The organism is Facklamia sp. P12932, from assembly GCF_050409545.1.
In the GTDB taxonomy this organism is placed as follows: Bacteria; Bacillota; Bacilli; order Lactobacillales; family Aerococcaceae; genus Facklamia.
In genome coordinates this window covers 17867-42927 of the sequence record NZ_JBNUPG010000010.1, presented here as the reverse complement: position 1 = coordinate 42927, position 25061 = coordinate 17867, and the positions used below count along the sequence as shown (strand labels likewise).

The window sequence follows — 25061 nt, the reverse complement described above, 5'->3', positions numbered from 1 at the left end:
ATCTAGTCTACAAAAGCTATTGTACTCCTTCATCTAATGAGATTCAAATGCTCTTAATTTTCAAAAATTTTAGCAAAAATCATTCTACCAGCAGCTGTTTGCAAAGATGAAGTAACTACTACATTTAAATGCTTATTAATATAATTTTGGCCATCCTCAACCACTACCATGGTGCCATCATCAAGATAGGCCACCCCTTGGCGGCGTTCGGTTCCTGCTTTTATAATTTGAACTTGCATTTCCTCACCAGGTAACACTTCTGGTTTTACCGCATTGGCTAACTCATTAATGTTCAAGACAGGAACATTTTGAAATTCTGAAACTTTATTTAAATTGTAATCATTGGTTACCAAGATCGCATTTAAATCTTTAGCTAGCCTTACTAATTTCGCATCAACTTCTTCGATATCCGCATAGTCTCCTTCAAAAAAATCAATATTTATTTTGGAAGACTTTTGTAAAAGGTTTAGAATATCTAACCCACGTCTACCTTTTGCCCTTTTTAAAGAATCAGAAGCATCTGCAATATGTTGCAATTCAGATAAGACAAATTTTGGAACTAATAAACTTCCTTCTATAAAGCCTGTTTGAACCACTTCTGCTATTCTTCCATCAATAATTACACTAGTGTCTAATATCTTCAATCTTTGACCTGCTTTGACTTCGCTTTGTTTAGGTTTTTTATTCAATTCAAAAGAAGCAGATTGTAGTTTTTGGCCAGATTTTGTAAAGAGATGTAAGACTTCATCTCGGCGATTGATCATCATTTGATAACCAATCATTCCCCCTAAAACAGTCAGAACAAGCGGCATTGTACTCGATAAGAAAGGGATATCTAAAGACCCAATCGGCAACGAAAGTAAATAACCGATTAATAATCCTAATAAAATGCCTAAAGCACCGAATAACAGATTTGGCGTTGACTGCTTTTCCAAAATAGATAGTAATTTATGAATTAATTGTTCAAAAAGCGGCGCAAGTAAAATACCTAATAACATAAAAATAAGTCCGAAAATCATACTATTCACAAAAGGATTGATTAATAATTGATGGTATAAGCGAAGACTACGCCAAATTTCTGCTCCTAAAGTATAGCCAAAACTTAAGCCAACAATCATTGATACACTAATCGTCATTTTTTTTATCATTTTTTCACCTCCTTTGTAAGAATTTTCAATTATTTAGGAAAAACGATTAAAATAGCTTGTTTGATCGTTTTAACTGGGATGACTTCAATCGATAGGTCCAGTTGTTTTAGATGCGATTGATTATTATAAGGGATAAAAACACGCTTAAAGCCTAATTTACTTGCTTCCTTAATTCGTTCTTCAATCTGATTGACTCTTCTAATTTCTCCAGTTAGACCAATCTCACCAATAAAGACATCATCTACTCTCACTTCTCGATTCCAATAGCTAGAAGCAATACTTACAGCTATGGCTAAATCAATGGCGGGTTCATCTAAGCGAACCCCTCCAGTCGTTTTAAAAAAAGCATCTTGGTTTTGAACTAAAAGACCACAATGTTTCTCCATGACTGCTAATAAGAGCGATATACGTTGGTACTCTATTCCTGATGCGGTGCGTTTAGCGTTACCAAACACCGTCAGAGTCATTAATGATTGGATTTCAGCTAATACCGTTCGCGTCCCTTCCATGGCAGCAACAACTGTGGATCCGGTAGCACCTTCTATCCTCTCCTCTAAGAATAACTCTGAGGGGTTGGTTACTTCTACTAAACCTGTATCAATCATTTCAAAGACGCCAATCTCATTGGTAGATCCGTATCGGTTTTTTACAGCCCTTAAGATTCTGAAGCGATTATGTTTTTCACCTTCAAAGTATAAAACCGCATCTACCATATGTTCCAACATTCTAGGTCCCGCTATATTGCCTTCTTTAGTTACATGGCCAACTATAAAAATAGCAATTTTATGGTCTTTGGCTATTCGCATCAAAATATTAGTCGCTGCCCGTAACTGAGAAACAGATCCCACTAAGCCTTGATTGTCTGGTGATACCATCGTTTGAATAGAATCGATGACTACGATTTCAGGATTCACTTCTTGAATTTGAGTCACAATATTACCCAAGTCCGTATCAGATAATAAATAAAAATCTTTACCACTTAATGCCAGTCTTTCAGCTCTGAGTTTAATTTGGGTTAAACTTTCTTCACCAGAAACATAAAGGACCCGCTGTTTCAAATTAGCCAAGCGAATGGATACCTGAAGTAATAAAGTCGATTTCCCAATTCCAGGATCGCCTCCAATTAAAACTAAACCACCTGGAACAATTCCCCCGCCTAATACTCGATCAAACTCTCCCATTTTTGTATTAATTCTTTCTTCAACTTGACTTGGAATTTGATCCAATTGAGTGGCTTTGCCGACCATTGATTGTGATGTATGAGTCAAAGTAGTTGAAGTAGTGGTTGTAGGGACCAATTGTTCTTCCATTTGATTCCAACTGCCACAATTTGGACATTTTCCTAACCACTTAGGTGACTCATAGCCACAAGCTAAACACTCATACATTACCTTATTTTTTGCCATTCAATCACTCCCTTAACCAGATGACCCAAAACCACCCTGTCGATCACTATTAACTACTTGATCGTCATCTACTTGTAGAAATTTAGAAAAAATTCCTTGAGCAATCCTTTCACCCTTATGAATGGTTCGATCCTTCAAGCCATAATTAATAAGTTGAATATATATATGTCCTTCATTTTTTTCATTATTATAATAATCTTGATCAATAATACCAATACCATTAGGTAGGGTTGTTTGGTGCTTATAACTTCCCGACGAGCGATTAACAATCTTCAAATATTCGTTTTCCATCATGTAGGCCTTTAAACCCGTTGGAACTAAAGTAGCCTGCCATAAGTCATCTTCCTTCATGGTTTCCTGACCCTTAATCATTAAAAAGGTATTATGTATTAAATAATAAACAGACTGTTTCCAAAAGGAAGGAAGTACAACCGTTTCGGCAGCTTCAATGTCATAGCCAGCTGAGTACTTGGTTTGCCGTTGAGGAATTCGAATCGCTTTATCCTTATACGAACGGATAACTTCAAAGCCCCGATTTTTCTTTTCCATTTTATTCACATCCTTTCATTCCCATGCTAAATAAGCCGTTTATATGAAAACGCTTAATAATATTATACGTGATTCTTTTAGATATATCTATCTTTAATAGTTTTAAATTTATCTTATTTCACTAGTCCCATATAGCTTTTTCATCAATCCAAACAGATACTGAAGCTTGATTAACTGGGAAAAATCCTTTTCCTTGCTCATCTAATTCTACTTTGCCTGAGTGATTATTTAGATAATCAACATAAATAGCTCCTGCATTCAATTCACCCATACTCATCTCTTTAAAACCTGCCTCACTATTTGTCATCACTACTGCTATCCCGTAGGGATGTTCTTGTGTTCCTAGACAAGTCCAGCCTACGGTATTTCGATGGTCAAAGTAATCCACTTGCTCTCCGTAAGTATGATATTTTCGCAAGTGTAGTAAAGGATCGATTTGCTCTTGATAGGATGGGGACTTCTCTCCATTTTGTACTCCATAATAATCGCCATAAAAGAGAGTAGGAAGTCCTTGCTGACGCAAAAGAATTAAAGCATAGGCATGTTGTATAAACCATTCTTCGACTTGAGACTCAAGAGATTGTCCTAGTTGTGTGTCGTGATTATTAACAAATGTTACACTGACTAATGGATTGTCCTTAACTAAGCTTCCTGCAAAAATTTTACTTAAATCATACTGATTACCCGCTTGACTGGCTTGGTATAAATTCATATGTAAGCCTACATCAAAGAGATCTAACTGATAATTAATCGATTCTAAATAATCTAATTTTTTTTCAAGATCAGGATTCCAATATTCACCAATTAAATAAAAATCATCACCTTGTGTAAAATTAATTTCTTCACAGAGTTCTTTTATATAGTGAGAATCAATATGTTTTAATGCATCGAAGCGTAAACCTTTAACTCCCGTTTCATTCACCATCCATTTTAACCACTGTTTGATATGTTCGTTTACTTCAGGATGAGAAAAATCAATATCAGCAAACATCAGATAATCATAATTACCATAGGTACTATCTACCGATTGATCATCAGCCCAACCTTTTTCGTCGCCTAAAATTAAATAAACACCCTCTTCATTATTAGTCGCATCATAATCAATGCCACTAAAATGGTACCAGTGCCATTCAAAATCTGAGTATTTATTCGCTCTACCTGGAAAATAGAAATGGGTCCAACCTTCAATTTCATAAGGATCAGAAATCATTTCTTGACGGTTTTCAGGATTCACTTTCATCACATGAAATTTTTCTTTACCATCTGCATAAGCCTTATGATTAATCACAAGATCAGCAATTGGTAGAATATCTTTTTGTTTGAGTAATTGAATAGCCTTCAATAAGTCTTCCTTTTTACCATACTTAGTGCGCACATTTCCTGCTTGATCAAACTCGCCCAAATCCCAAAGATCATAGACTCCATATCCCACATCATTAATAGAAGTGGCTTTACAAAAAGGAGGAAGCCAGATATGATCCACACCTATTTCATACAAGTGATCTACATCATTTTGTAAGTTTATCCAATGTTTTCCTTCATTAGGCAGATACCATTCAAAATACTGCATCAATAAGTTATTTTTTTCCACTGTACTCTCTCCTTTATATACTCTTCCATTAAAACACAGGACTTAAAAATAGTCACAAATAAGCTCTTAGAGATTCTCATTTAAAATTTAAATTTACCTAATTGCGATATGATTACAAATTTTTTAGTTTTGTTTTTCGATAGGTTTCCCTTATAATTTATGCTATCATAAACAAGAATTTACGGAGTAATGCTCCATTGAGGAGGAAAACCATGCATTCATTTCAAGACAAAATAAATCGTCTTGCAGCCTTCTTATCCCTTATAACCATCCTATTAAGTCTAAGCTTAACTTTCTACTTAAACCATCTTTCTACAAAAGAAAATACCAGTCCAGAGAAAGTTACAACATCCAATCAAGCACTAATTAAAAAAAAATTACCGAGTGTAAAAAATGAAACCATTAATGAAGAAACAGCTACAGAAGAAGAAAAAATGCTGGCCCTTGAATTAAATAAATATGGTTCCAAAACAGCTTCCATTCAAGATGTTCAAGAATCGATTGCTGATATTATAAGAACAGATTATCAAGGAAATATTATGAGTGCTCAACAAGATATTGTACAAGCCATCAATGAGAACCAGATGAGTATTGAAAGAGAAGGAACCCTCTTTCTCCCTGATCAGCCTTCCTTCGCTAGTAAAAACTCTTATTTACAAATGGATGTTCCATTAATTTTACAAAAGTCACCCCTTTATTCAGACATCGATTATGGCGCTAGTCAACAAGATACTTTAGGTGACAATGGTTGTGCAATCGTATCTTTAGCCATGGTATATTCTTATCTATCCAACCGATTGGTTGAGCCAGAAGAAGTGCTTGAATGGTCCGGTCACGATTATTTTTTCGAAAATGAGGGTACCTCCTGGACTATATTTTCAGATTATGCAACCGATCATGGATTTAATTTTTATAATCATGGTAATAATTTTTACTCTGCTATGGAAGCTGTTCAAAAAGGCCAAGTGGTGATTGCATCTGTCAAACCTGGTTTCTTTACCGATGTAGGTCACATTATCGTAATTCGTGGCTATGAACCTGGCTATGTCTATGTCAATGATCCCAATGATAATCCTGAAAAAATGTATAGTTTCCAGCCCATTAATGAGCAAATTTTGCTAGATGAAGGATTAAACTACTGGTCTTTTTATAATGATTAAATTTAATTTCATAGAAATAAACCGTTAGGAGTTTTCAATCTTTATGAATAATTACAAACTTGCTTCCAAAGGTGCAGTGATTGGAATTACAGTTTATTTATTACTGACAACAATCAAGTTAACTACCGCTTCAATCTTTAAAGCAAATTCTTTACAAGCTGATGGTCTGAATAACTTATCAGACATTATTGCCTCTTCTGCTGTGTGGATTGGATTATATTTAGCAAAGAAGCCTGCTGATCATAACCATAAATTTGGACATGAAAAATACGAAATTATATCCAGTTTCATTGTCTCTTTGCTAATGTTCACAATTGGCTTTCAAGTAATTCTTTCAGGAATGAGTCAACTTTTTTCCAAAGACTATTCACAAACAAGCCAACAAGTTCTTCTTACTACACTTCTTTCAATCGTAATTCTGACTTTAACGAAGTCCTATTTAAAAAAATTAGCCACCCAATCAAATTCTGTCGGTTTAAAAGCTACTGCTAAGGATATGCAAGGTGACTTACTTATTTCAATAGCAACTCTTATCGGAAGTTTATGTGTCAGCTGGGGCTTTCCTATTATCGATACGTTTCTTTCAATTACAGTGGGCATTATTATTATACTGTCTGCCTTTGAAGTCTTTAAAGAATCGACTTTTACTTTATCAGATGGATTTGACCCTGAAACATTATTAATTTATGAAAAATGTATTCTCTCCCACCCTGATGTGATTGCTATTAATTCCATTCGCGCAAGAATGGCTACACAACTGATCTATTTAGATGTTACCATTGCTTTAGATCCGAGTATGTCCGTCTATCAATCACATTGTATTACAGAAGAAATCGAAGCTATCTTACAAGATCAATTTCAAATTAAAGATATTGACATTCATGTTGAACCCTATGAATAAATTAAAGCGGCTGGAACAAAAGGGCTTCTCAGCCGCCTCAAAATTTTCAGCGAGCCTAGATTGGAAAGTGACTTTCCAATCTAGGCTCGCTACTTTGCGTATTTACGTAGATTATTGACCACAAATATCAGCTTGACTTCGATCTTCACCTTATCTTTATCGCAAAGGGAGTGGCGAGTAAAATCTAACTTCGCTTTTTCTTTTACGTTTACAAACGCTTCTCAATCGTAACGAGGGCTTCCAGGAAGGTGTCGGCTTGATCGAAAGACATGGTTTATATTTTTAAAGAAAAAGTCCGATTAACGATTGTCTCGTTGACCGGACTTTCTTTAATTATTCAAGGCTTTTGTCCCAGCCCCTTTATTTTTTGTAAAATTATGCTCGCGTTCTTTCTATTATGACAGCATTTCCTTGTCCGCCACCTATACATAAGGTCGCTAATCCTCTTTCCACATTACGTATCTTCATTTCGTGAATCAGGGTGACAAGAATTCTCGCTCCACTACAGCCAATTGGATGCCCTAAAGCAATAGCTCCTCCATTAACATTAATGATTTCGTCCTTAATTCCTAATTCTCGATTGACTACTAAAGATTGGACTGCGAATGCTTCATTTCCTTCGATTAAATCCATATCTTCAATGGTTAAACCGACATTATTTAAAGCATTTTGAGTAGCTGGAATAGGTCCTGTTCCCATTAAAGAGGGTTCAACGCCTGCTTTACCTATTGAACGAATACTAGCCATTATTTCTAGTCCTAACTCTTTCGCTTTACGCTTAGACATTAGGAGTAAGACAGCAGCACCATCATTAATAGTTGAGGAATTGCCTGCAGTCACAGTCCCATTCTCTTTAAAAACTGGCTTCAATTTTTCTAAGTCGGCAAGAGTTTGTCCCATGCGAATATTTTCATCCTCTTCAAAAACAACTTCTTGACCACGCTTCATTTGGACAATAGGAATAATTTCTTGCTTAAACCGACCAGAAGAATAAGCTTTTTCAGCTTTCTTTTGACTGCTTAACGCAAATTCATCTTGTTCTTCGCGACTGATTTGATATTTTTCAGCCAAGTTTTCAGCGGTTACTCCCATGTGATAACCTTCAAAAGCATCAGTCAAACCATCAAAAACTAAAGTATCCACTACCCTATCATTGCCTAGCTTGGAGCCCCAGCGATGATTGGAAAGAATATGAGGGGCTTGACTCATATTTTCACAACCCCCCGCCACCACAATTTCATTTTCACCTGTCATAATAGACTGGCTAGCTAACATAACAGCTTTCATTCCGGATCCGCAAACTTGATTGATAGTTGTAGCAGGTGTTTTGAAACTAATACCAGATTGAATAGCTATTTGACGAGCAACGTTTTGACCTAAACCTGCGGACAAGACATTTCCCATGAAAACTTCATCAACTAAAGAAGGATCGAGAGTGATATTATCAAGCATCCTTTTGAGTAACTGACTAGTCATTTCCACTGCCGAAACATCTTTCAAACTGCCGCCAAATCTTCCTATAGCTGTTCGATTTGCTGAAACAATCACTACTTCCTCTAAATTCATAAAATCCTCCTAAATTTCTTACTGCGAATAAAATTAGCTAAATAACCTTTGCAACCATGACTTTGACTTAATTGATTCGTTTTGTTCATCATCTTCATCCGAAGAGGATTGAGCTACTTTATCTTCTATTCCCAGATGTTCAATAGTCTCTATTAAATGATTATTCTTCTTTTCTGTCAAGAGCATTAGCTGCTGTTGCTGGTCGACTAATTGCAGTAAATCATTAATTTGTTTATTTTTTTCTTTTAGTTCATTAATAAGAACATTTCTTTCTTTTTCATCCTTCAACCATTTTTCTTTCAGTTGTTCTTTGACAGTCTTTTCAATATAAGTTCTAATGGCTTGTTGCTGTTTTTTTAGATCCGTATCATCTGACATCAGATTTTTTTTTATAGTATTTGAAGAGCCTTTTTCTTTTACTTCTTCGTTTTCACTTGACTTTTCGTTTTTTGAGTCACGTTCATTTTCAAGGACAATTGAGATTTGCTTCGCCAGTTCAGGATCATAAGAAAAATCACGCTTGAGTTCTGTCAAATGATCTAGAGATTCAGTATTTTCCTCACCTGGTTTATTTTTTATACTTTCTTCATAATTCTGACTTTTTTCTTTTGTCACTTCATTTTTATTTTCGGCTTTGGCTTTGACTGTTTCTTCTATTTGAGTGTCAAATGTATCTGTCATAAAAGATTTTAATAGCTTTTGCTGTTCTTTTGTAAAAACCAATCTGTTTTCTTCATTATACACTTTCTCCTCATTAGGAATCTTTTTTGCATGATAATAGATCAATTGTCGAGTAACTTCTAATTCATCAGCAAATTCCTGGGCTGTTAAATATTCTTCCATATTATCTCCTCGTATTCTATCTTTCAAATCACTACTCTTTGTCAAATAACAAAAGAACCTTTTACTATATTATACAGTAAAAGGTTCTTTTTGATAGGATAAACTTGAAAATTTATTATACTCTTTTTTAAAAAGTAGTTTGACAGTATCTCTTGCACCTGCTCTATTTTTAGCAATAATTACTTCTACCGTATTATCTGGTAAATCGTCCTTGTGTCCTTCGTCTGCATCACCATTTTGCTGGTGATAATCCTCACGGTAAAGAAAAGCGACAATATCTGCATCTTGTTCAATTGAACCCGACTCGCGAATATCACTTAAAATAGGTCGCTTATTTTGCCTTTGTTCCAGACCACGAGAAAGTTGTGATAAGGCAATTACTGGAACCGATAATTCCTTAGAAAGTTTCTTTAACTGACGCGAAATTTCTGAGACTTCTTGTTGGCGGTTTTCTCTTCCATTTCCATCAATAAGTTGTAAATAGTCAATGACGATTAAACCTAAATCAGGATTTTCTTGTTTTAGACGACGACACTTAGCCCTAATTTCTGAAACACGTATACCAGCTGAGTCATCAATATAAATAGGAGCTTCTCTTAATATATCAGTTGCTACCGTGAAACTTTTCCATTCATCATCCGTCAATTGCCCTGTTCGTAGATTCGATGCATGTATACTTCCTTCTGCACAAATCATCCGATATACCATGTCTAATGCACCCATCTCTAAGGAGAAAATTACAACTGGAACCTTAGATTTAGTTGCGACATTCTGTGCTATATTTAAGGCAAATGCTGTTTTACCAACAGAAGGTCTAGCGGCAATAATAACTAACTGATCGGGTTGAAAACCACTAGTTAATTTGTCCAGCTCATGATAACCAGTAGGAAGACCAACAACATCGCGTTTTTCCTCTGCTAATTTTACGATATTATCAAAAGCCTCGGCTATCAATTGCCTCATCATTTGAGGTCTATTACTCTGAGAGCCTTCTCCTATTGATAAAATTAACTTTTCACTTTGATCGATGATCTCTTCTATTGCATGTTCTTCATCATAAGCAACTTGAGAAATTTTCGATGATGCATGAATGAGTTGTCGCAATATAGATTTTTCTTTAACAATTCTGGCATAATTTTCAATATTAGCAGTGGTCGGAGTGAAACCTGTTAGTTCAACAATATATTCATAGCCTCCGACATTTTCTAATTGATCCAAAGCATCTAATTGATTCTTTAACATCAAATGGTCTAAGGTATTGTCGCGATCAAAAACTCTCTCCATAGCTGCAAAAATTTGCTGATGGGCTACTTTATAAAAGTCCTGCTCTTGTAAAAGTGTTTGAACAGTTGCTAATTTCTTTGGATCTAATAAAAGACCACCTAAGACAGATCTTTCTGCTTCAATATTTTGAGGTGCTTGCATCTGATTCATTTGCGAAATATCCATCGTCTCACCTCTTTATATTTTATCTAAACTGCTTCGACTTTTACACGAATAGTTGCTATTACTTCGGTGTGCAATTTAACCGGAACATTGTGGAAACCTAAGGATGAAAGGTTATTTTCTAACTCAATTTTACGTTTATCTACTTCTATGTCGTATTGTTTCTTTAATTCTTGTGCTATTTGTTTAGAAGGGATGGTTCCAAATAAACGACCATCTTCACCTGATTTAGCTGAAATGATAACGATGGTTTCTTCTTTTTCAATTTGTACTTTTAAATCTTTTGCCTCTTGCAATGCTTCCGCTTCCAACTTTGCTTGAGCTTTCTTTTGTGCTTTGAATTCACTCATTGCTTTAGCATCAGCTACTTTTGCTAAACCATTTTTAATTAAGTAATTATTAGCATAACCATCTGAAACATTTATAATCTGACCCTTTTTACCTTGCTTACGAACATCTTCTAACAAAATGACTTTCATTTTTAGTCCTCCTTAACATTAATTACCTTAATTAATTGTTCTTCTACTTCTTGGATTGTTTGGTCTTTTATCTGTGTTGCTGCGTTAGATAAATGACCTCCACCTCCAAGCTTTTCCATAATAACTTGGACATTTATTTTACCCAAGCTTCTAGCTGAAATACCTATTTCGTTCTCATGGCGTTTATAAATAACAAATGAAGCTTCAATTTGATCAATTCCTAACAAATCATCAGCTGTTTGAGAAGCTAAGACATTGTCCACTACTATATCTTCATCCGTTACTGTTACCGCAAAGACCTTATCGATTATTTCAGTATTCTCAATCAAGCGATTTTTAATTTTAATGCTTTCTAAACTTTCTTTTAACAGATGCTTAATTTTTATATTATCTGCACCCATAGACTTTAAATATGCCGCTGCTTCAAAAGTTCTCGACCCGGTCCTTAAAGAAAATTGATTGGTATCAATAATTATACCAGCTAGCATAACTGTTGCAAGCATTTCATCAATTGCATTTTCCTTTTCATCCATCACACTAAAGTATTCCGTGAGTAATTCGACCGCTGATGAAGCCGAAGGTTCTAAATAACTTAGCACACAATTTTTGGGGAATTCTTCTGCCTGGCGATGGTGATCAATAATAACAATATCGTAGTCAAAAAAGATAGACTCAGCTTGTGAAATCATCGCTCGATGATGGTCTACCAAAATTAGTAGAGTTTTTTCATTTAAGTAGTTATCTAAATCTGCTTCTTCAATGAAAACTTCTTCATCAGACTTCTCGAAGTACTCATTATTAATAATCCCTTTTATATCTTGGTTGAGTTCATCTCTATCAATCAGAATTTTGGCTTGGCGATCAAAAGATTTTACAATTTGTCTGACAGCTAAGGCTGAACCAATTGAATCTAAGTCTGGTGACTGATGTCCACTAATTAAAATTCGATCATAAGTCAATACCGTACTTTTAAGCGCCTGGAAAAACATTTTACTGCGTATATCCGAACGGTTTTCTGTAAAACTAGTCTTTGCGCCATAGAACCTTGCTTTTCCTTCTATTTCACGAATAACAACTTGGTCTCCGCCACGACCTAGTGCTAAGTCTAGGTTGGATTTAACCTGCTTGGAAACTTCAATTATATTTTGTTGAGTATTTCGACTATAAGAAAAAGCGAGAGAAAGCGATATAGGAATTTTTCGACTGGTATAATACTCTTTAATAGCTTCAATGGATTCAAACTTTTCTTTTTCGAGTTCATTTAAAGAACTCTCATTCAACAAAAGTAGAAACTGATCTTCATCAGTTTGCTTTAAGTAAATTTGATAATGATCTGCCCAGCGATTAAGACGACTGATTAAATCAGATTCAAATTTTGCACTTGCTTCATCATCCATCGCATAAATGAGATCATCAAAATCATCTAATAATAAAGATCCCATTACTAGAATGGATTCACCGATTACTTTTTGAATTTCGATATCTTGTGTAATGTCATAAAGATAAAGTGCTTTATATTCATGATGATGTAAGGCTCGGTAATAACCATTAGTTAAAGACACTTCTTGCCATTGACTCATATTACTTTGTCCAAGAATTTGTGTCAATTTCCCATCCACTTTTTCAATTTTTTCACCAATAATATCCTGTTCAAAAATCTTCTTAATAGCTGGGTTAGTCCACGTTACTCTTTCTTCTTGATCATAGAGTATTACTCCTATTGGAGCATTATATAGGGCATATTCTTGCGCTAAAGAAGCATTTTCTGACATATGACTCGCCATCTTCGTTAAATCCTTAATAAAACCTTTAATATTAAAGGTAAAAAATAGAATGATGATACTAAGGAAAATTAGTAATAATACACCTATACGCCACTCTAATTTAAAGGCTACTCCAATTAAAACTATATAAATTAATAAAATAGAATAAATCTGCCAAGAAATTTGAAGCGAATGGAAGTAATCAAAAAATTCTTTTAGTTTTATTTTTTTAAACACAGTACACCTCGTAGTATTAATATCACTTATTTTATCATATTTAAGTGAAATGTTCTATCTACTAATTAATTACTTAATGTTTCACGTGAAACAAAAAAACCACCCAAAGGGTGGTCAAATATTATTCTTGAACGGTAAATGGTAATAAAGCCATGATCCGTGCGCGTTTAATTGCATTAGTCAATGTACGTTGATGCTTTGCGCAAGTACCTGTTACACGACGAGGTAAAATTTTGCCTTTTTCTGAAATAAATCTTTTTAAAAGATCTGTATCTTTGTAATCAATATAATCGATATGATTAGCGCAGAAATGACAAACTTTTTTTCTACGTCTTCCTCCACGACGTTGTGCCATGCATTTTCCTCCTCTACATTATTCTAAAATGGTAGATCATCTTCAGAAATATCCACCTTCTGACTGTCACCAAATGGATTACTATTTTGACTGAAGTCTTGATTAAAACTAAAATCATTACTATTCGTTTGATTTGGTTGAGCTTTAAACTGATTCGTTTGATTTGGTTGTTTGTATGATTGATTACCATCGGAAACTGGACGTTGTTCAGTCACTGATTTTGGTTCTAATAAGTGAAAGTTACTTACAACAACTTCAGTAACATATACTCTCTGTCCTTGTTGATTATCATAACTTCTTGTTTGGATACGACCTTCGACTCCAATTTGAGAACCTTTACGGGTAAAGTTAGCTAAATTCTCAGCAGCTTTACGCCAAATCACACAATTAATAAAATCTGCTTCACGCTCACCTTGTTGATTGGTAAAACTGCGATTTACAGCTAGTGTAAAACTTCCAACTGGAGTTCCTGAAGAAGTATAGCGTAAATCAATTTCCTTGGTTAAACGCCCAACTAATTGTACGGTATTCATAATTTTCCTCCTACAAGTGTTTCACGTGAAACATAGTGATTATTCTTCTACTTTTGTAATCATATGGCGTAAGATATCACGGTTGATTCGTGCTAGACGATCGAACTCGTTGATCCCTTTAGCATCATCAGCGGTTAAAGTAATTAAGTGGTAAACACCTTCACGATAATCGTTGATCTCGTATGCTAAACGTTTCTTAGCCCAGTCTTTTGATTCGACAACTTCTGATCCTTGATCGACTAAGATTTGATCGAAACGAGCAATTAATTCTTTCTTTGCTTCGTCGGTCATATCTGGACGAATAATATAAAGGATTTCATATTTAGTTGGTTGACTCATGACTGCACCTCCTTTTGGTCTAATGGCTCCATAGAGCAAGGAGTTAAGCTATTAAGCTATTAACTCACATTTAATAATTTTATCACTCTATTTTTAAGAAATCAATCTAATTTTTCTATTCCTCTGAATTTTCTATTGAATTATCAGATTCCGACATATCTTCTTCTGTATTTTCTTCATTTTTTTCAATGACAACAATTTTATCAACGATAGAATCATCATCTAATCGAATAACCTTAACTCCCAAGGTATCTCTTGAAGCGGTTGAAATCGAATCGATATGAACACGAATGACGACTCCTTCATTGGTCATGATTAGTAAATCTTCATCACCATCAACAGTGACTAAACCAGCTAATTTACCACTCTTTTGAGAGATATTAGATGTTTTTACACCTTTACCGCCTCGGTTTTTAATAGCATATTGGTTAGATTCAGTTCGCTTACTGTAACCATTTTCTGTCACTACAAGAACTTGCTTATCATCATCTAAAATAGCAGCACCAATAACATAATCTCCTGAACGGAGTCTCATACCTCTGACACCTGAGGCTGTCCGACCCATATCACGGACATCATTTTCATTAAAGCTAACGGCATAACCATTATTAGAACCAATGATAATATTTTTTTGTCCATCAGTAATTAATACATTCACTAACTGATCATTTTCTCTTAATTTAATAGCAATTAAACCATTGGTACGAATGTTATAGTATTCACTTACTAAAGTACGCTTAACGGTCCCATTTTTAGTAACAAACAAGAGATGAGTGTCTTCATCATCAGCTTCTCTACGAATATTAACTATATCTCTTACATACTCTTCTTTATCTAAGTTTAAGAGGTTAATAATAGGTAAGCCCTTCGAAGTTCTTCCATATTGAGGCATATCGTAACCCTTAGCGCGATAAACCTTACCAAAATTAGTGAAAAAGAGGAGGGTATCATGGGTGGAGGCAGAAACTAAGCTTTGAATGGAATCCTCGTCACTCACTCCCATTCCTTTAACCCCTCTACCACCTCGATTTTGAACACGGAACTCATCTTCAGTCATACGCTTAATATAACCAGAAGTGGTTAAAGCAATCAAAATATCTTCCTCATCAATTAAATCTTCATCTTCAAGAGACTGAATTTCACCCAATTTGATTTCAGTTCTTCTTGGATCATTATATTTCTTAAGTATTTCTCTTAATTCATCATGAATAATTTCATAAATTCTTTCTTGAGAAGAAAGTATTTCAGTCAAGCGAACAATCAATTCTTGTAAATCTTTTAGCTCGGCATCGATTTTTTCTCGTTCTAATCCAGTTAAGCGAACCAATCGCATATCTAAAATAGATTGTGCTTGAATTTGCGAAAATTCAAAACGATTAATCAATTCTTGCTTAGCTGTTTCTGAATCGTGGGAAGAACGAATAATAGCAATAATCTCATCAATGACATCTAAGGCTTTTTGTAGACCTTGTAAGATGTGAGCCCGATCTTCTGCTTTTCCTTTTTCAAATTTAGTCCGTCGCGTAATCACTTCAACTTGATGGGCTAAATATTTTTCAAGAATTTCTTTTAAATTTAGTATTTTAGGAACTCCGAAATCAATCGCTAGCATATTAATACCAAAGTTAGTCTGTAAAGGAGTATGTTTATATAAGTTATTTAGAATAACATGAGCAGAAGCGTCTCGACGTGCTTCAACTACAATCCGCATACCTTCACGACCAGACTCATCAGCAATATAGGAGATACCATCAATTCGCTTATCACGACCCAATTCAGCAATTCTTTCAACTAATTTAGCTTTATTTACACCATAAGGTAATTCTTTAATAATAATTCGCTCACGGTCTTGATTATTACCAAAGTATTCAATTTCAACTTTACCGCGAATTGTGATTTTTCCTTTACCTGTCCGATAAGCTTGGCGAATACCTGATTTTCCAACAATAATTCCACCAGTAGGAAAATCAGGACCCGGTAAAGCTTCCATCAATTCATCCACAGTCGCTTCTGGATTACGCATAAGAATTTGTAAAGCGTCAATGACTTCTTCTAAATTATGCGGTGGTATATTAGTTGTCATACCAACTGCAATACCAGAAACTCCATTAACTAAAAGGTTAGGGAAACGACTTGGTAATACAACCGGTTCTTTTTCTTCTTGAGAATAATTTTCTTGGAAATCAATTGTATCTTTATTAATATCTCTTAACATTTCTAGAGTGATTTTAGCCATTCTAGCTTCAGTATACCGCATTGCAGCTGCACCATCACCATCGACTGAACCAAAGTTACCGTGGCCATCAACTAACATTTGGCGGTAGGAGAAGGGTTGCGCCATCCTTACCATGGCTTCATAGATTGCAGAGTCACCGTGAGGGTGATACTTACCCATAACATCCCCAACAATTCTGGCTGACTTCTTATGTGGTTTATCAGGTGTAACACCTAATTCATTCATACCATATAGAATACGACGATGAACAGGTTTTAATCCATCACGAACATCTGGTAGGGCTCTTGCGACAATTACTGACATAGCATAGTCCAAAAATGAATTACGCATTTCATCAGGTAAATTGATTTCTTCAAAAGATTGTTTGCTAACATCAAAATGATCTTCCGTCATGACTAACTCCTTTCAAGGGTAATTCTATACATCCAAGTTACGTACATAGACTGCATTTGTTTCAATAAAGACACGACGGGGTTCTACTTCTTCTCCCATCAACATAGACATCACTGCATCCGCTTCTACTGCATCATCAACAGTCACTCGCTGTATCCGACGATTTTCAGGATTCATCGTTGTTTCCCAAAGTTGATCTTCATTCATTTCTCCAAGACCCTTATACCTTTGTAATGAATACCTAGTATTTGGATTTTCTTTTTCCCATTGGAGTAATTGCTCATGTGTATCTAAATAAATCTCTTTTTTACCAACTTTTAATTTATAGAGTGGCGGAAGTGCAATATAAACATAGCCTGCATCAATCAAAGGACGCATATAGCGGAAAATAAGCGTTAATAATAACGTACGAATATGCGCACCATCGACATCTGCATCGGTCATAATGATTAGTTTATGATAACGGGCTTTGCTCACATCAAATTCTGCTCCAAAACCAGTGCCCATGGCAGTAAATAGCGAGCGAATTTCAATGTTACTCAATATACGCTCCATTGAGGCCTTTTCAACATTTAAGATTTTCCCTCTAATTGGTAAAATAGCCTGATACATTCTTGAACGGCCTTGTTTAGCCGAACCACCTGCTGAATCTCCCTCGACAATAAATAGTTCGCATTTTTCTGCGTCTTTAGAAGAACAATCCGCTAATTTACCAGGTAAGTTTGCGATTTCTAAACCGGATTTACGACGGGTCATCTCCCTAGCTCGCTTGGCAGCCATTCGTGCTTTTGAAGCTAGAATTCCTTTATCTAAAATCAAACGTGCAACTTTAGGATTTTCCAATAAAAATGTTTCAAAATGTTGAGAGAAAAGGCGATCTGTTACAGTTCGTACTTCAGAATTCCCTAATTTTGTCTTAGTTTGACCTTCAAATTGAGGATCTGGATGTTTAACCGAAATAACAGCTGTCAGACCTTCACGAGTATCCTCTCCAGATAAGTTATCATCACCATCTTTAAGTAAGTTATTTTTACGACCATAGTCATTAATAACCCGTGTTAAAGCTGTTTTAAAACCTGATTCATGTGTTCCTCCTTCATAAGTGTGAATATTATTAGCAAAAGACAGTAAATTTAATTGGTAAGCATCTGTATATTGTAGAGCGATTTCAACAGCAATACCATCTTGTTCACCTTCAATATAGATAGGTTCATCAAAAATTAATCCCTTGTCTTCATTAAGATAAGAAACGTATGATTTAATTCCACCATCAAATAAATAACTATCATCAGCTTCGCGATCCATCCGTCGATCTTGTAAAGAAATGCGTAAACCTTTATTTAAGAAAGCTAGCTCATGGATACGCTCATTTAATATTTCGTACTTAAAATCCGTTGTTTCGGTAAAGATTGACGGATCCGGTACAAAATTAACTTTAGTACCTGTTTCCGTTGCTTCTCCAACCACCTTTAACTCAGATACAATAGCTCCTCTTTCAAACTTAATTTGATGAACTTTTCCATTACGTGAAACCTCCACCGATAGTTCGCTTGATAAAGCATTCACAACAGAGGCTCCTACACCATGGAGACCACCTGAAACTTTATAACCGCCACCACCAAACTTGCCACCCGCATGCAAAACGGTGTAAACCGTTTCAACAGCAGGTCTGCCTGTTTTAGACTGAATATCGATCGGGATTCCACGACCATCATCTGTTACCGAAATAGAACCATTCGCTTCTATGACTACTTCAATTTGACTACAATAGCCAGCTAAAGCTTCATCAATAGAATTATCAACAATTTCCCAAACTAAATGATGTAATCCAGTACTCGCAGTAGATCCGATATACATTCCTGGTCGTTTACGGACAGCTTCCAATCCTTCTAATACTTGGATTTGTTCAGCATCATATTGGGGTTGAGTTACATTTTTCTTGTCGTTATTTTCTGCCATTTGTATCCTCCTATTGAACTTTACCTTTACTTATATGTCTTATTGAAGAATTTTTTAGCTCTTGAATATGAATATTTTCAATACTAGCTGTGGTTAAAATTGTTTGAACTTTCCCTTCGATTTTACTCATCAAAATAAATTGACGATGATCATCTAACTCGGACAGAACATCATCTAATAAAAGAACTGGATAATCTTGATCAATTGTATAAAATAAATCCAATTCAGCTAACTTTAAACTAAGAACAACTGTTCGTTGTTGGCCTTGTGAGGCAAATTGCTGAGCTGAATTTCCATTAATATTAAAAATTAAATCGTCTCGATGAGGTCCATATATGGTAGCTCCTTGATGGATTTCCCTTTGAATAGACAATTTGAACAATTCACTCATTTGATCTTTAATTAAATCAATCTTCTCATAATCAAGTTTAGAAGAGGAAGACTTATAGACCATTGATAAGCTATCTCTTTCATTAGAAAGTTCATAATGAATCGGGTGAGCCATTGCTTCTAAATCTTTAACAAATTGCAAACGATATTTAATTACTTGGCTTCCTGCATCAATTAGCTGATCAGTTAAGATGTCTAAATAAACTGGATCATAAGTATGTTTTTCACGCGCTTGCTTTAAATAAGCATTTCTTTGTTTAAGTAAGCGATGATATTCTAATAAATTTTGTAGGTAGATGGGATGGGTTTGACCGAGTTCTGTATCTAAAAACTTTCTTCTTAGACTTGGAGAACCCTTAACTAATTGCATGTCTTCAGGAGAAAAGAGGATAACATTTAATTTACCTATAAATTGAGAAAGTCTCTTTTGATCGAGGTGATTGTATTTAGCAATCTTACCCTTATCATTTAATATGATTTCTAAAGGAAATTGAGAGTTTTTAGTGGTTATTTGGCCGACTATCTTTGCATAATCTTCTTCCCAACTAATCATTTCTTGATCATGATTGGTTCGATGACTTTTAGCCAAAGACAACAAAAAAATGGCCTCAAGGATGTTAGTTTTTCCTTGGGCATTTTCACCAGCTAAAATAGTTAGACCGTCATGAAAATCAATCGAAAGCTCTTTATAGTTCCTAAAATTGGTTAAATTTAATTCTTTTATTTTCATAAGCTATCTTATTGATCTACGACATCTACTATTAATTCATCCTGAACAAACTCCACACGGTCTCCAGGATATAATTTTTTTCCTCGTCGATTTTCTGATTCGCCATTTAAATAGACAGTAAATTCACCTAAGTACCATTTAGCCATTCCACCACTGGATATTAAATCTACTATTTTTAATAATTGGCCGAGTGTTACATGGTCACTATCTATTTTGACTTTTTTATGTTCCATTTGGCCACCTCATTAGTAATTTATTAGATTCATTATACTACTAAATAGCTTAAATCTCAAATTTTTGGCGAAAAAATGCCATTTTAAATAAATTTGACCTTCAGAGTATAAAAAGCTTATTTAAGTTAAATTAGGCTTAAATGCTAAATAATGGCAAAAAATAAGCAGGTCGTTTATTAGACCCGCTAAAAAGTTTTAATGTGTACGAACTGGTGTTAATAATTGCAGTAAATCATTGTGGGGTAATTCACTCTTTACACTTGGTGTTATAAGCATTGGACGAACTGCTGAATTAAATTGAATGGTAATTTCTATATCGCCAAAAGATCTTAAAGCTTCTTTCATATAGTCAGGGTTGAATGAAATCTGAAGCTCTTCACCATTTGAGGAAACAAATTGAATTTCTTCTGCCACATTCCCTATTTCATTTCCTTTTACAAATAACTCGATATGGTCTGTTTGAATATCTAATTGGACAATATTATTTTTTCCTTCATGTGACATTAAAGAGGCCCGTTCAATTGCTTGCAGAAAATCAGCCGCATTTAAGATGATTTCTGTTTCAGATGAATTAGGAATTAACCGATCAGTAGCAGGGTAATTACCCTCCAGTAAGCGTGAATAAATTGTTATATTTTCGAAAGTAAAAATAATTTGTTGATTCGATATAGTCATCATTAAATCAGCATTATCAGGAACTATTCTAGCCAATTCAATCATTGTTTTTTTAGGAACAGTGATTGCTTCTAAATGATGCGAATTCTCAGTTAATTTTAAAGGAATTTCTCTTTGGCTTAAACGATGGCTATCTGTTGCCACTCCCACTAAGTAATCTTTTTCTAGCATTAAGTGAAGTCCTGTTAAAATTGGACGTGATTCTTGATTAGAAGCTGCAAAAATAGTCTGATGAATCATATTTTTAAAAGTAAGTGTTGGAAGTTGAATTTGATGATCTAGGTCAATAATAGGCAAACGAGGATACTCATTTCCATCAATACCAACAATTTGGAATTTTGCATTACCAGATTGAATAGTTGCTTTAAATTGATCATCTACACTCACTATTACCTCATCTTGTGGTAATTTTTTAATAATTTCATTTAATAAACGTGCAGGTAATACAATTTGGCCTGTTTCTTCAATTTGTAAATTAGCTAAGGGTTCATCAACTGCAATATGACTTTCGATAGATATATCAGCATCGCTACCTATTAAAGTCATTCCATTACTATCTAAAGATAATTTAATTCCATATAGAATGTTAATGGTTGTTTTAGAAGGAATAGCTCTTTGAACATTATTTATTTGTTGAGTAAAAGCAGATCGGTTAATTGTAAATTTCATAATTTTCTCCTTTATAAATAATTATTATATATCTAAGTAATAATAGTAGGGCTTGTTGATAGAGTGTATAAGTGATAAAGAGTTCTACAAACTAGGCTTTAGCATTGTTGATGACTATGTGTAAAGATGATTTTTTACAGTAGACTTATCCACATTCTTTATTCTAGCATCTGTTTGATTGTTGCAATTTCATGTTTGAGGGTAGTATTACTTTTAAGATCTTCAGAGATTTTTTCATAAGCATGGATAACCGTCGTATGGTTTTTATTACCGAAAGCTTCACCAATTTTAGGAAAAGATAGTTCTGTTAATTCACGTGTAAGATACATAGCAATTTGACGAGCAGTAACGATTTCTTTGTTCCTTTTCTTTCCTTTAATTTGTTCAGTGGATATTTTATAAAATTGACTACAAGTAGAAATGATAGATTCGGCATCAATTACCTTTTCTTTTTGCTCTCCAAAAATAGAAGAGAGAGCTTCTGCGGCTAAATGACTTGTAATTTCTTTGCCCTCTATAGCTGCATAGGCAAAAACTCTCATTAAAGCTCCTTCTAATTCACGTATGTTTGTATCTACATTATTAGCGATATATGTGAGAGTTTCAGAATCAATATCCAATCGATTATTTGCAGCCTTTTTTCTAAGGATAGCGATACGAGTTTCCAAATCAGGAGGGGTAATGTCGGTTGATAATCCCCATTTGAATCGTGAAATAAGCCTTTCCTCGAGATTATCAATATTATTTGGTAAACGGTCTGAAGTTAAAATAATTTGTTTATTATTATTATAAAGTTCGTTAAAGGTATGGAAAAATTCTTCTTGAGTGGCATCTTTTTTCGATAAAAATTGAATATCATCGATCAATAAGACATCTATTTCACGATACATTTCCCTAAATTTTTTTTGAGAACCGTTTTGAATACTGGTAATAAAATCATTAACAAAAGATTCACTGGTTGCATATTTAATTTTAGTAGAAGGGTTTTTACGTAGGATATCGTTACCTATAGCTTGCATTAAATGAGTTTTTCCTAAACCTACACCACCATAAATTAAAAAGGGATTGTAAGTTTTTCCTGGACCATCACTCACTGCCAGGGCAGCTCCTGCAGCCATTTTATTATCTTCACCAATCACAAAGTTTTCAAAGGTATAAGAAGGATTTAATTTTGAGTCAGAAAAGCTTGGAAGACTATCTGTCTCTCCTTGCTTATCAATCGATTTCGAAAGCATGGGTTCATTTTGCTTGCTTTGATAAATTATAAATTGAGGTTCATATTCAATACCATATCGTTCACGACTATATTGCAATATATAGTTTACCAAATGATTTTCCCAATATTTTTTAGTCATCGGATTAGGAACTGCAATCGTAATTGATTGATTACCAATTCGAGTAGGGATTGAAGGTTCAACCCAGGATCGATAGGAAGAAGTGGACAGGATTTCTTTTAAATAATCTTGAACTCCTTGCCAAAAAAGATCTTTTTCATCCATTCATTTCACCTCGAATAAGTTAATATAGTTAAGATTATTGTATCATATTTAGAGTTTTCCACAAGTTGAGAATGTGTAAAAAGCTCTATCCACATACTCACATTTAAGTTATCCACATGTTAATTAAATGTGTGGATAAAAAAATAGTTTAGTAAACATTAAGTAGATTTGTGCAAAAGAAAAAAATAACAATTCCTATGTCATCAACTTTCTTAAAGGTTTAAATAATGTTTTCAACAGAGTTTGTGGATAAAATAATATTTATTGACAAGCTTAGAAAATGTGGATAATTTTATCCTCTAGTTTGTTAAAAGAAGTTTATTTTTTTAGGGTTTGTTTAAAAACTGTGGATAAGTTGTTGACAATTGTTAAGATTTTACATCGATTGAGATATTTAATAGAATATTAAAAAACACTTGACTTTAAAGGAGTCATTCTTATAAACTATTCTAGTATTGTTTATATTTAGCAACAAGGAGGTGTATTGCATGACTAAGAGAACATACCAACCTAAAAAACGTCAACGTAGTAAAGAACACGGTTTTCGTAAACGCATGTCAACAAAAAATGGACGTCGTGTATTAAGCAAGCGCCGCTTAAAAGGACGCAAAAAGTTAACTGCATAATTTTGAGGCTTCCAAGTGAGGCCTTTTTTTTATAAAATAAAGAGAGAGATTCCAATTATTCTTATTTTTGATATAATATTATGAGGACTCTAAAACATCGGAGTGATAGTCTAATGAAAAAAGAATATCGAGTAAAAAGTGATAAGGATTTTCAAAGAGTCTTTCATCAAGGAAACTCTACAGCAAACCGTCAACTGGTTATTTATACCTATTCAAAACCAGGTCAAAAACATTTTCGTGTCGGTTTATCAGTAAGTAAAAAGTTAGGTAATGCAGTTTTTAGAAATCAAATAAAACGCTATTTAAGACAAGCCTTGCATGAGGTGGAAGATATGGTTATTCCTGAAGTTGATTTTCTATTGATTGCTCGTAAGGATATTTGTGATAAGGATTTAAAGCAAATAAAGAAATCGATTATTCACGTTATGAAGAAAGCTAAAATTATCCAACCATTATTTAAACTAGAAAAATCTGGAGGTCGTAATGAGCAATAAAAAAGTAAATAAAATTTTAAAACTTTCACTGCTATCAGCTATTGTAGTGGTATTATCTGCTTGTGCAAATATTAATGAACCGATTACTAACGATTCATCAAATCTTTTGGATCAATTTGTTCTCTATCCCTTCTCTCAATTTATTGTTTGGCTAAGTGGTTTAATGGGTCATAATTTTGGTTTAGGTATTATTAGTTTAACCCTTTTAATTCGTCTTTTGCTAACCCCTTTGACATTAATGCAGATGAAATCTCAAAATAAAATAATGGAGTTACAACCGGAAATTGAAGCCATTAAAGCTAAGTACCCTCATAAAGATCGTCACTCAATGGAATTACTTCAAGCTGAGCAACAAGAATTGTTTGATGAAAAAGGAGTTAATCAATTCGCAGGTTGCTTACCAACTTTAATTCAATTACCAATTTTGATGGCCTTGTATCAAGTGATTTCGCGAACAGAGCTTATAAGACAAGGACAGTTTCTTTGGGTTGATTTAGGACAACCAGACCCTTACTTTATTTTCCCTCTTTTAGCGGCTCTATTCACATTTTTATCTACTTACCTAAGTAGTAAAGCAAATCCTCAACAAAATGTTTCAATGAAAATTATGATGATAACTATGCCAATTATGATTTTCTCTATATCTTTTGCTTTACCTAGTGCAGTTTCACTTTATTGGTTTATATCGAATTTAATTACTGTAATTATTATTTTAATTTTTAACAATCCATATAAAATGATTAAAGAACGCCAAGAACGCATTGCTCATGAAAAAGAAAAAGAGCGTCAATTGCGTAAGGCCTTGAAAAAAGTTAAAAGTCGTAAATAAATTAAAAGGAGT

The 25061-nt window shown here is 34.3% G+C and carries 23 protein-coding genes; 5 read left to right on the top strand and 18 right to left on the bottom strand.

Going from position 1 to position 25061, the window contains the following annotated elements; genetic code table 11:
* Nucleotides 1–53: 53 nt before the first annotated feature.
* The 4 genes from ACQV2P_RS05645 to ACQV2P_RS05630 all read right to left on the bottom strand — a co-directional run bounded on the left by ACQV2P_RS05645 (nucleotide 54) and on the right by ACQV2P_RS05630 (nucleotide 4694).
* On the bottom strand, nucleotides 54–1148 hold the full coding sequence (locus ACQV2P_RS05645) for a PIN/TRAM domain-containing protein (RefSeq protein ID WP_428873061.1): 1095 nt from the start codon (nucleotides 1146–1148) through the stop codon (nucleotides 54–56).
* A gap of 29 nt (nucleotides 1149–1177) precedes the next feature.
* Complete coding sequence (radA, locus tag ACQV2P_RS05640) at nucleotides 1178–2554, bottom strand: DNA repair protein RadA (RefSeq protein WP_428894731.1); 1377 nt, start codon at nucleotides 2552–2554, stop codon at nucleotides 1178–1180.
* Nucleotides 2555–2566: 12 nt separating this feature from the next.
* Complete coding sequence (locus ACQV2P_RS05635) at nucleotides 2567–3103, bottom strand: dUTP diphosphatase (RefSeq protein ID WP_428873059.1); 537 nt, start codon at nucleotides 3101–3103, stop codon at nucleotides 2567–2569.
* 121 nt (nucleotides 3104–3224) lie between these two features.
* On the bottom strand, nucleotides 3225–4694 hold the full coding sequence (locus ACQV2P_RS05630) for an alpha-amylase (protein WP_428873058.1): 1470 nt from the start codon (nucleotides 4692–4694) through the stop codon (nucleotides 3225–3227).
* 212 nt (nucleotides 4695–4906) lie between these two features.
* Here ACQV2P_RS05630 and ACQV2P_RS05625 point away from each other — a divergent pair, with 212 nt between their 5' ends.
* Both ACQV2P_RS05625 and ACQV2P_RS05620 read left to right on the top strand, forming a co-directional pair.
* Nucleotides 4907–5854, top strand: coding sequence for a C39 family peptidase (locus ACQV2P_RS05625; RefSeq protein ID WP_428876222.1), 948 nt, complete (start codon nucleotides 4907–4909; stop codon nucleotides 5852–5854).
* A gap of 43 nt (nucleotides 5855–5897) precedes the next feature.
* Nucleotides 5898–6755 (top strand): cation diffusion facilitator family transporter, encoded by an 858-nt coding sequence (locus ACQV2P_RS05620; protein WP_428885072.1) that lies wholly within the window; start codon nucleotides 5898–5900, stop codon nucleotides 6753–6755.
* Nucleotides 6756–7130: 375 nt separating this feature from the next.
* Here ACQV2P_RS05620 and ACQV2P_RS05615 read toward each other — a convergent pair whose 3' ends face one another.
* From ACQV2P_RS05615 to dnaA, 14 genes are all read right to left on the bottom strand, one after another.
* Nucleotides 7131–8321 carry an acetyl-CoA C-acetyltransferase gene (locus tag ACQV2P_RS05615; protein WP_428875071.1) on the bottom strand — a complete coding sequence of 397 codons (1191 nt, stop codon included), beginning with the start codon at nucleotides 8319–8321 and terminating at the stop codon, nucleotides 7131–7133.
* Nucleotides 8322–8354: 33 nt separating this feature from the next.
* Nucleotides 8355–9164: a hypothetical protein gene (locus ACQV2P_RS05610; RefSeq protein WP_428894730.1), complete on the bottom strand. Its 810-nt coding sequence runs from the start codon at nucleotides 9162–9164 to the stop codon at nucleotides 8355–8357.
* 69 nt (nucleotides 9165–9233) lie between these two features.
* Nucleotides 9234–10613 carry a replicative DNA helicase gene (dnaB, locus tag ACQV2P_RS05605; protein ID WP_428876220.1) on the bottom strand — a complete coding sequence of 460 codons (1380 nt, stop codon included), beginning with the start codon at nucleotides 10611–10613 and terminating at the stop codon, nucleotides 9234–9236.
* A gap of 23 nt (nucleotides 10614–10636) precedes the next feature.
* On the bottom strand, nucleotides 10637–11089 hold the full coding sequence (rplI, locus tag ACQV2P_RS05600) for a 50S ribosomal protein L9 (protein WP_428873052.1): 453 nt from the start codon (nucleotides 11087–11089) through the stop codon (nucleotides 10637–10639).
* 2 nt (nucleotides 11090–11091) lie between these two features.
* A complete protein-coding gene (locus ACQV2P_RS05595) occupies nucleotides 11092–13089 on the bottom strand; it encodes a DHH family phosphoesterase (protein WP_428873051.1) in 1998 nt (665 codons plus the stop codon).
* 121 nt (nucleotides 13090–13210) lie between these two features.
* On the bottom strand, nucleotides 13211–13444 hold the full coding sequence (rpsR, locus tag ACQV2P_RS05590) for a 30S ribosomal protein S18 (RefSeq protein ID WP_428873050.1): 234 nt from the start codon (nucleotides 13442–13444) through the stop codon (nucleotides 13211–13213).
* A 23-nt stretch (nucleotides 13445–13467) separates the two neighbouring features.
* Nucleotides 13468–13980, bottom strand: a complete 513-nt coding sequence (ssb, locus tag ACQV2P_RS05585) for a single-stranded DNA-binding protein (protein ID WP_428873160.1) — start codon at nucleotides 13978–13980, stop codon at nucleotides 13468–13470.
* A 36-nt stretch (nucleotides 13981–14016) separates the two neighbouring features.
* A complete protein-coding gene (rpsF, locus tag ACQV2P_RS05580; RefSeq protein WP_428875074.1) occupies nucleotides 14017–14316 on the bottom strand; it encodes a 30S ribosomal protein S6 in 300 nt (99 codons plus the stop codon).
* 115 nt (nucleotides 14317–14431) lie between these two features.
* Nucleotides 14432–16945, bottom strand: a complete 2514-nt coding sequence (gyrA, locus tag ACQV2P_RS05575) for a DNA gyrase subunit A (RefSeq protein ID WP_428885070.1) — start codon at nucleotides 16943–16945, stop codon at nucleotides 14432–14434.
* Nucleotides 16946–16969: 24 nt separating this feature from the next.
* Nucleotides 16970–18904: a DNA topoisomerase (ATP-hydrolyzing) subunit B gene (gyrB, locus tag ACQV2P_RS05570; RefSeq protein WP_428885069.1), complete on the bottom strand. Its 1935-nt coding sequence runs from the start codon at nucleotides 18902–18904 to the stop codon at nucleotides 16970–16972.
* Nucleotides 18905–18914: 10 nt separating this feature from the next.
* Nucleotides 18915–20024, bottom strand: a complete 1110-nt coding sequence (recF, locus tag ACQV2P_RS05565) for a DNA replication/repair protein RecF (protein WP_428873046.1) — start codon at nucleotides 20022–20024, stop codon at nucleotides 18915–18917.
* Between the two features lie 8 nt (nucleotides 20025–20032).
* Nucleotides 20033–20257 (bottom strand): S4 domain-containing protein YaaA, encoded by a 225-nt coding sequence (gene yaaA / locus ACQV2P_RS05560; protein ID WP_428873045.1) that lies wholly within the window; start codon nucleotides 20255–20257, stop codon nucleotides 20033–20035.
* A gap of 195 nt (nucleotides 20258–20452) precedes the next feature.
* Nucleotides 20453–21601 carry a DNA polymerase III subunit beta gene (gene dnaN / locus ACQV2P_RS05555; RefSeq protein ID WP_428894729.1) on the bottom strand — a complete coding sequence of 383 codons (1149 nt, stop codon included), beginning with the start codon at nucleotides 21599–21601 and terminating at the stop codon, nucleotides 20453–20455.
* A 158-nt stretch (nucleotides 21602–21759) separates the two neighbouring features.
* Nucleotides 21760–23100 carry a chromosomal replication initiator protein DnaA gene (dnaA, locus tag ACQV2P_RS05550; RefSeq protein ID WP_428873043.1) on the bottom strand — a complete coding sequence of 447 codons (1341 nt, stop codon included), beginning with the start codon at nucleotides 23098–23100 and terminating at the stop codon, nucleotides 21760–21762.
* 488 nt (nucleotides 23101–23588) lie between these two features.
* Between dnaA and rpmH the strand changes: the two genes are divergently transcribed.
* The 3 genes from rpmH to yidC all read left to right on the top strand — a co-directional run bounded on the left by rpmH (nucleotide 23589) and on the right by yidC (nucleotide 25049).
* A complete protein-coding gene (gene rpmH / locus ACQV2P_RS05545) occupies nucleotides 23589–23726 on the top strand; it encodes a 50S ribosomal protein L34 (protein ID WP_258436956.1) in 138 nt (45 codons plus the stop codon).
* A 113-nt stretch (nucleotides 23727–23839) separates the two neighbouring features.
* Nucleotides 23840–24220 (top strand): ribonuclease P protein component, encoded by a 381-nt coding sequence (gene rnpA, locus ACQV2P_RS05540; protein ID WP_428873042.1) that lies wholly within the window; start codon nucleotides 23840–23842, stop codon nucleotides 24218–24220.
* Nucleotides 24210–25049 (top strand): membrane protein insertase YidC, encoded by an 840-nt coding sequence (gene yidC, locus ACQV2P_RS05535; RefSeq protein WP_428881933.1) that lies wholly within the window; start codon nucleotides 24210–24212, stop codon nucleotides 25047–25049. Before rnpA ends, yidC begins: the two co-directional genes overlap by 11 nt.
* Nucleotides 25050–25061 lie beyond the last annotated feature (12 nt).

Bases quoted from the DNA above. Each gene is read 5' to 3' on its own strand.
- rplI (WP_428873052.1), bottom strand. From the start codon at position 11,089: ATGAAAGTCATTTTGTTAGAAGATGTTCGTAAGCAAGGTAAAAAGGGT.
- yaaA (WP_428873045.1), bottom strand. From the start codon at position 20,257: ATGGAACATAAAAAAGTCAAAATAGATAGTGACCATGTAACACTCGGC.
- radA (WP_428894731.1), bottom strand. From the start codon at position 2,554: ATGGCAAAAAATAAGGTAATGTATGAGTGTTTAGCTTGTGGCTATGAG.
- ACQV2P_RS05645 (WP_428873061.1), bottom strand. From the start codon at position 1,148: ATGATAAAAAAAATGACGATTAGTGTATCAATGATTGTTGGCTTAAGT.
- dnaB (WP_428876220.1), bottom strand. From the start codon at position 10,613: ATGGATATTTCGCAAATGAATCAGATGCAAGCACCTCAAAATATTGAA.
- ACQV2P_RS05635 (WP_428873059.1), bottom strand. From the start codon at position 3,103: ATGGAAAAGAAAAATCGGGGCTTTGAAGTTATCCGTTCGTATAAGGAT.
- yidC (WP_428881933.1), top strand. From the start codon at position 24,210: ATGAGCAATAAAAAAGTAAATAAAATTTTAAAACTTTCACTGCTATCA.
- dnaN (WP_428894729.1), bottom strand. From the start codon at position 21,601: ATGAAATTTACAATTAACCGATCTGCTTTTACTCAACAAATAAATAAT.
- rpsF (WP_428875074.1), bottom strand. From the start codon at position 14,316: ATGAGTCAACCAACTAAATATGAAATCCTTTATATTATTCGTCCAGAT.
- recF (WP_428873046.1), bottom strand. From the start codon at position 20,024: ATGAAAATAAAAGAATTAAATTTAACCAATTTTAGGAACTATAAAGAG.
- ACQV2P_RS05625 (WP_428876222.1), top strand. From the start codon at position 4,907: ATGCATTCATTTCAAGACAAAATAAATCGTCTTGCAGCCTTCTTATCC.
- rpmH (WP_258436956.1), top strand. From the start codon at position 23,589: ATGACTAAGAGAACATACCAACCTAAAAAACGTCAACGTAGTAAAGAA.
- ACQV2P_RS05615 (WP_428875071.1), bottom strand. From the start codon at position 8,321: ATGAATTTAGAGGAAGTAGTGATTGTTTCAGCAAATCGAACAGCTATA.
- rnpA (WP_428873042.1), top strand. From the start codon at position 23,840: ATGAAAAAAGAATATCGAGTAAAAAGTGATAAGGATTTTCAAAGAGTC.
- gyrA (WP_428885070.1), bottom strand. From the start codon at position 16,945: ATGACGGAAGATCATTTTGATGTTAGCAAACAATCTTTTGAAGAAATC.
- gyrB (WP_428885069.1), bottom strand. From the start codon at position 18,904: ATGGCAGAAAATAACGACAAGAAAAATGTAACTCAACCCCAATATGAT.
- ACQV2P_RS05620 (WP_428885072.1), top strand. From the start codon at position 5,898: ATGAATAATTACAAACTTGCTTCCAAAGGTGCAGTGATTGGAATTACA.
- dnaA (WP_428873043.1), bottom strand. From the start codon at position 23,100: ATGGATGAAAAAGATCTTTTTTGGCAAGGAGTTCAAGATTATTTAAAA.
- rpsR (WP_428873050.1), bottom strand. From the start codon at position 13,444: ATGGCACAACGTCGTGGAGGAAGACGTAGAAAAAAAGTTTGTCATTTC.
- ACQV2P_RS05610 (WP_428894730.1), bottom strand. From the start codon at position 9,164: ATGGAAGAATATTTAACAGCCCAGGAATTTGCTGATGAATTAGAAGTT.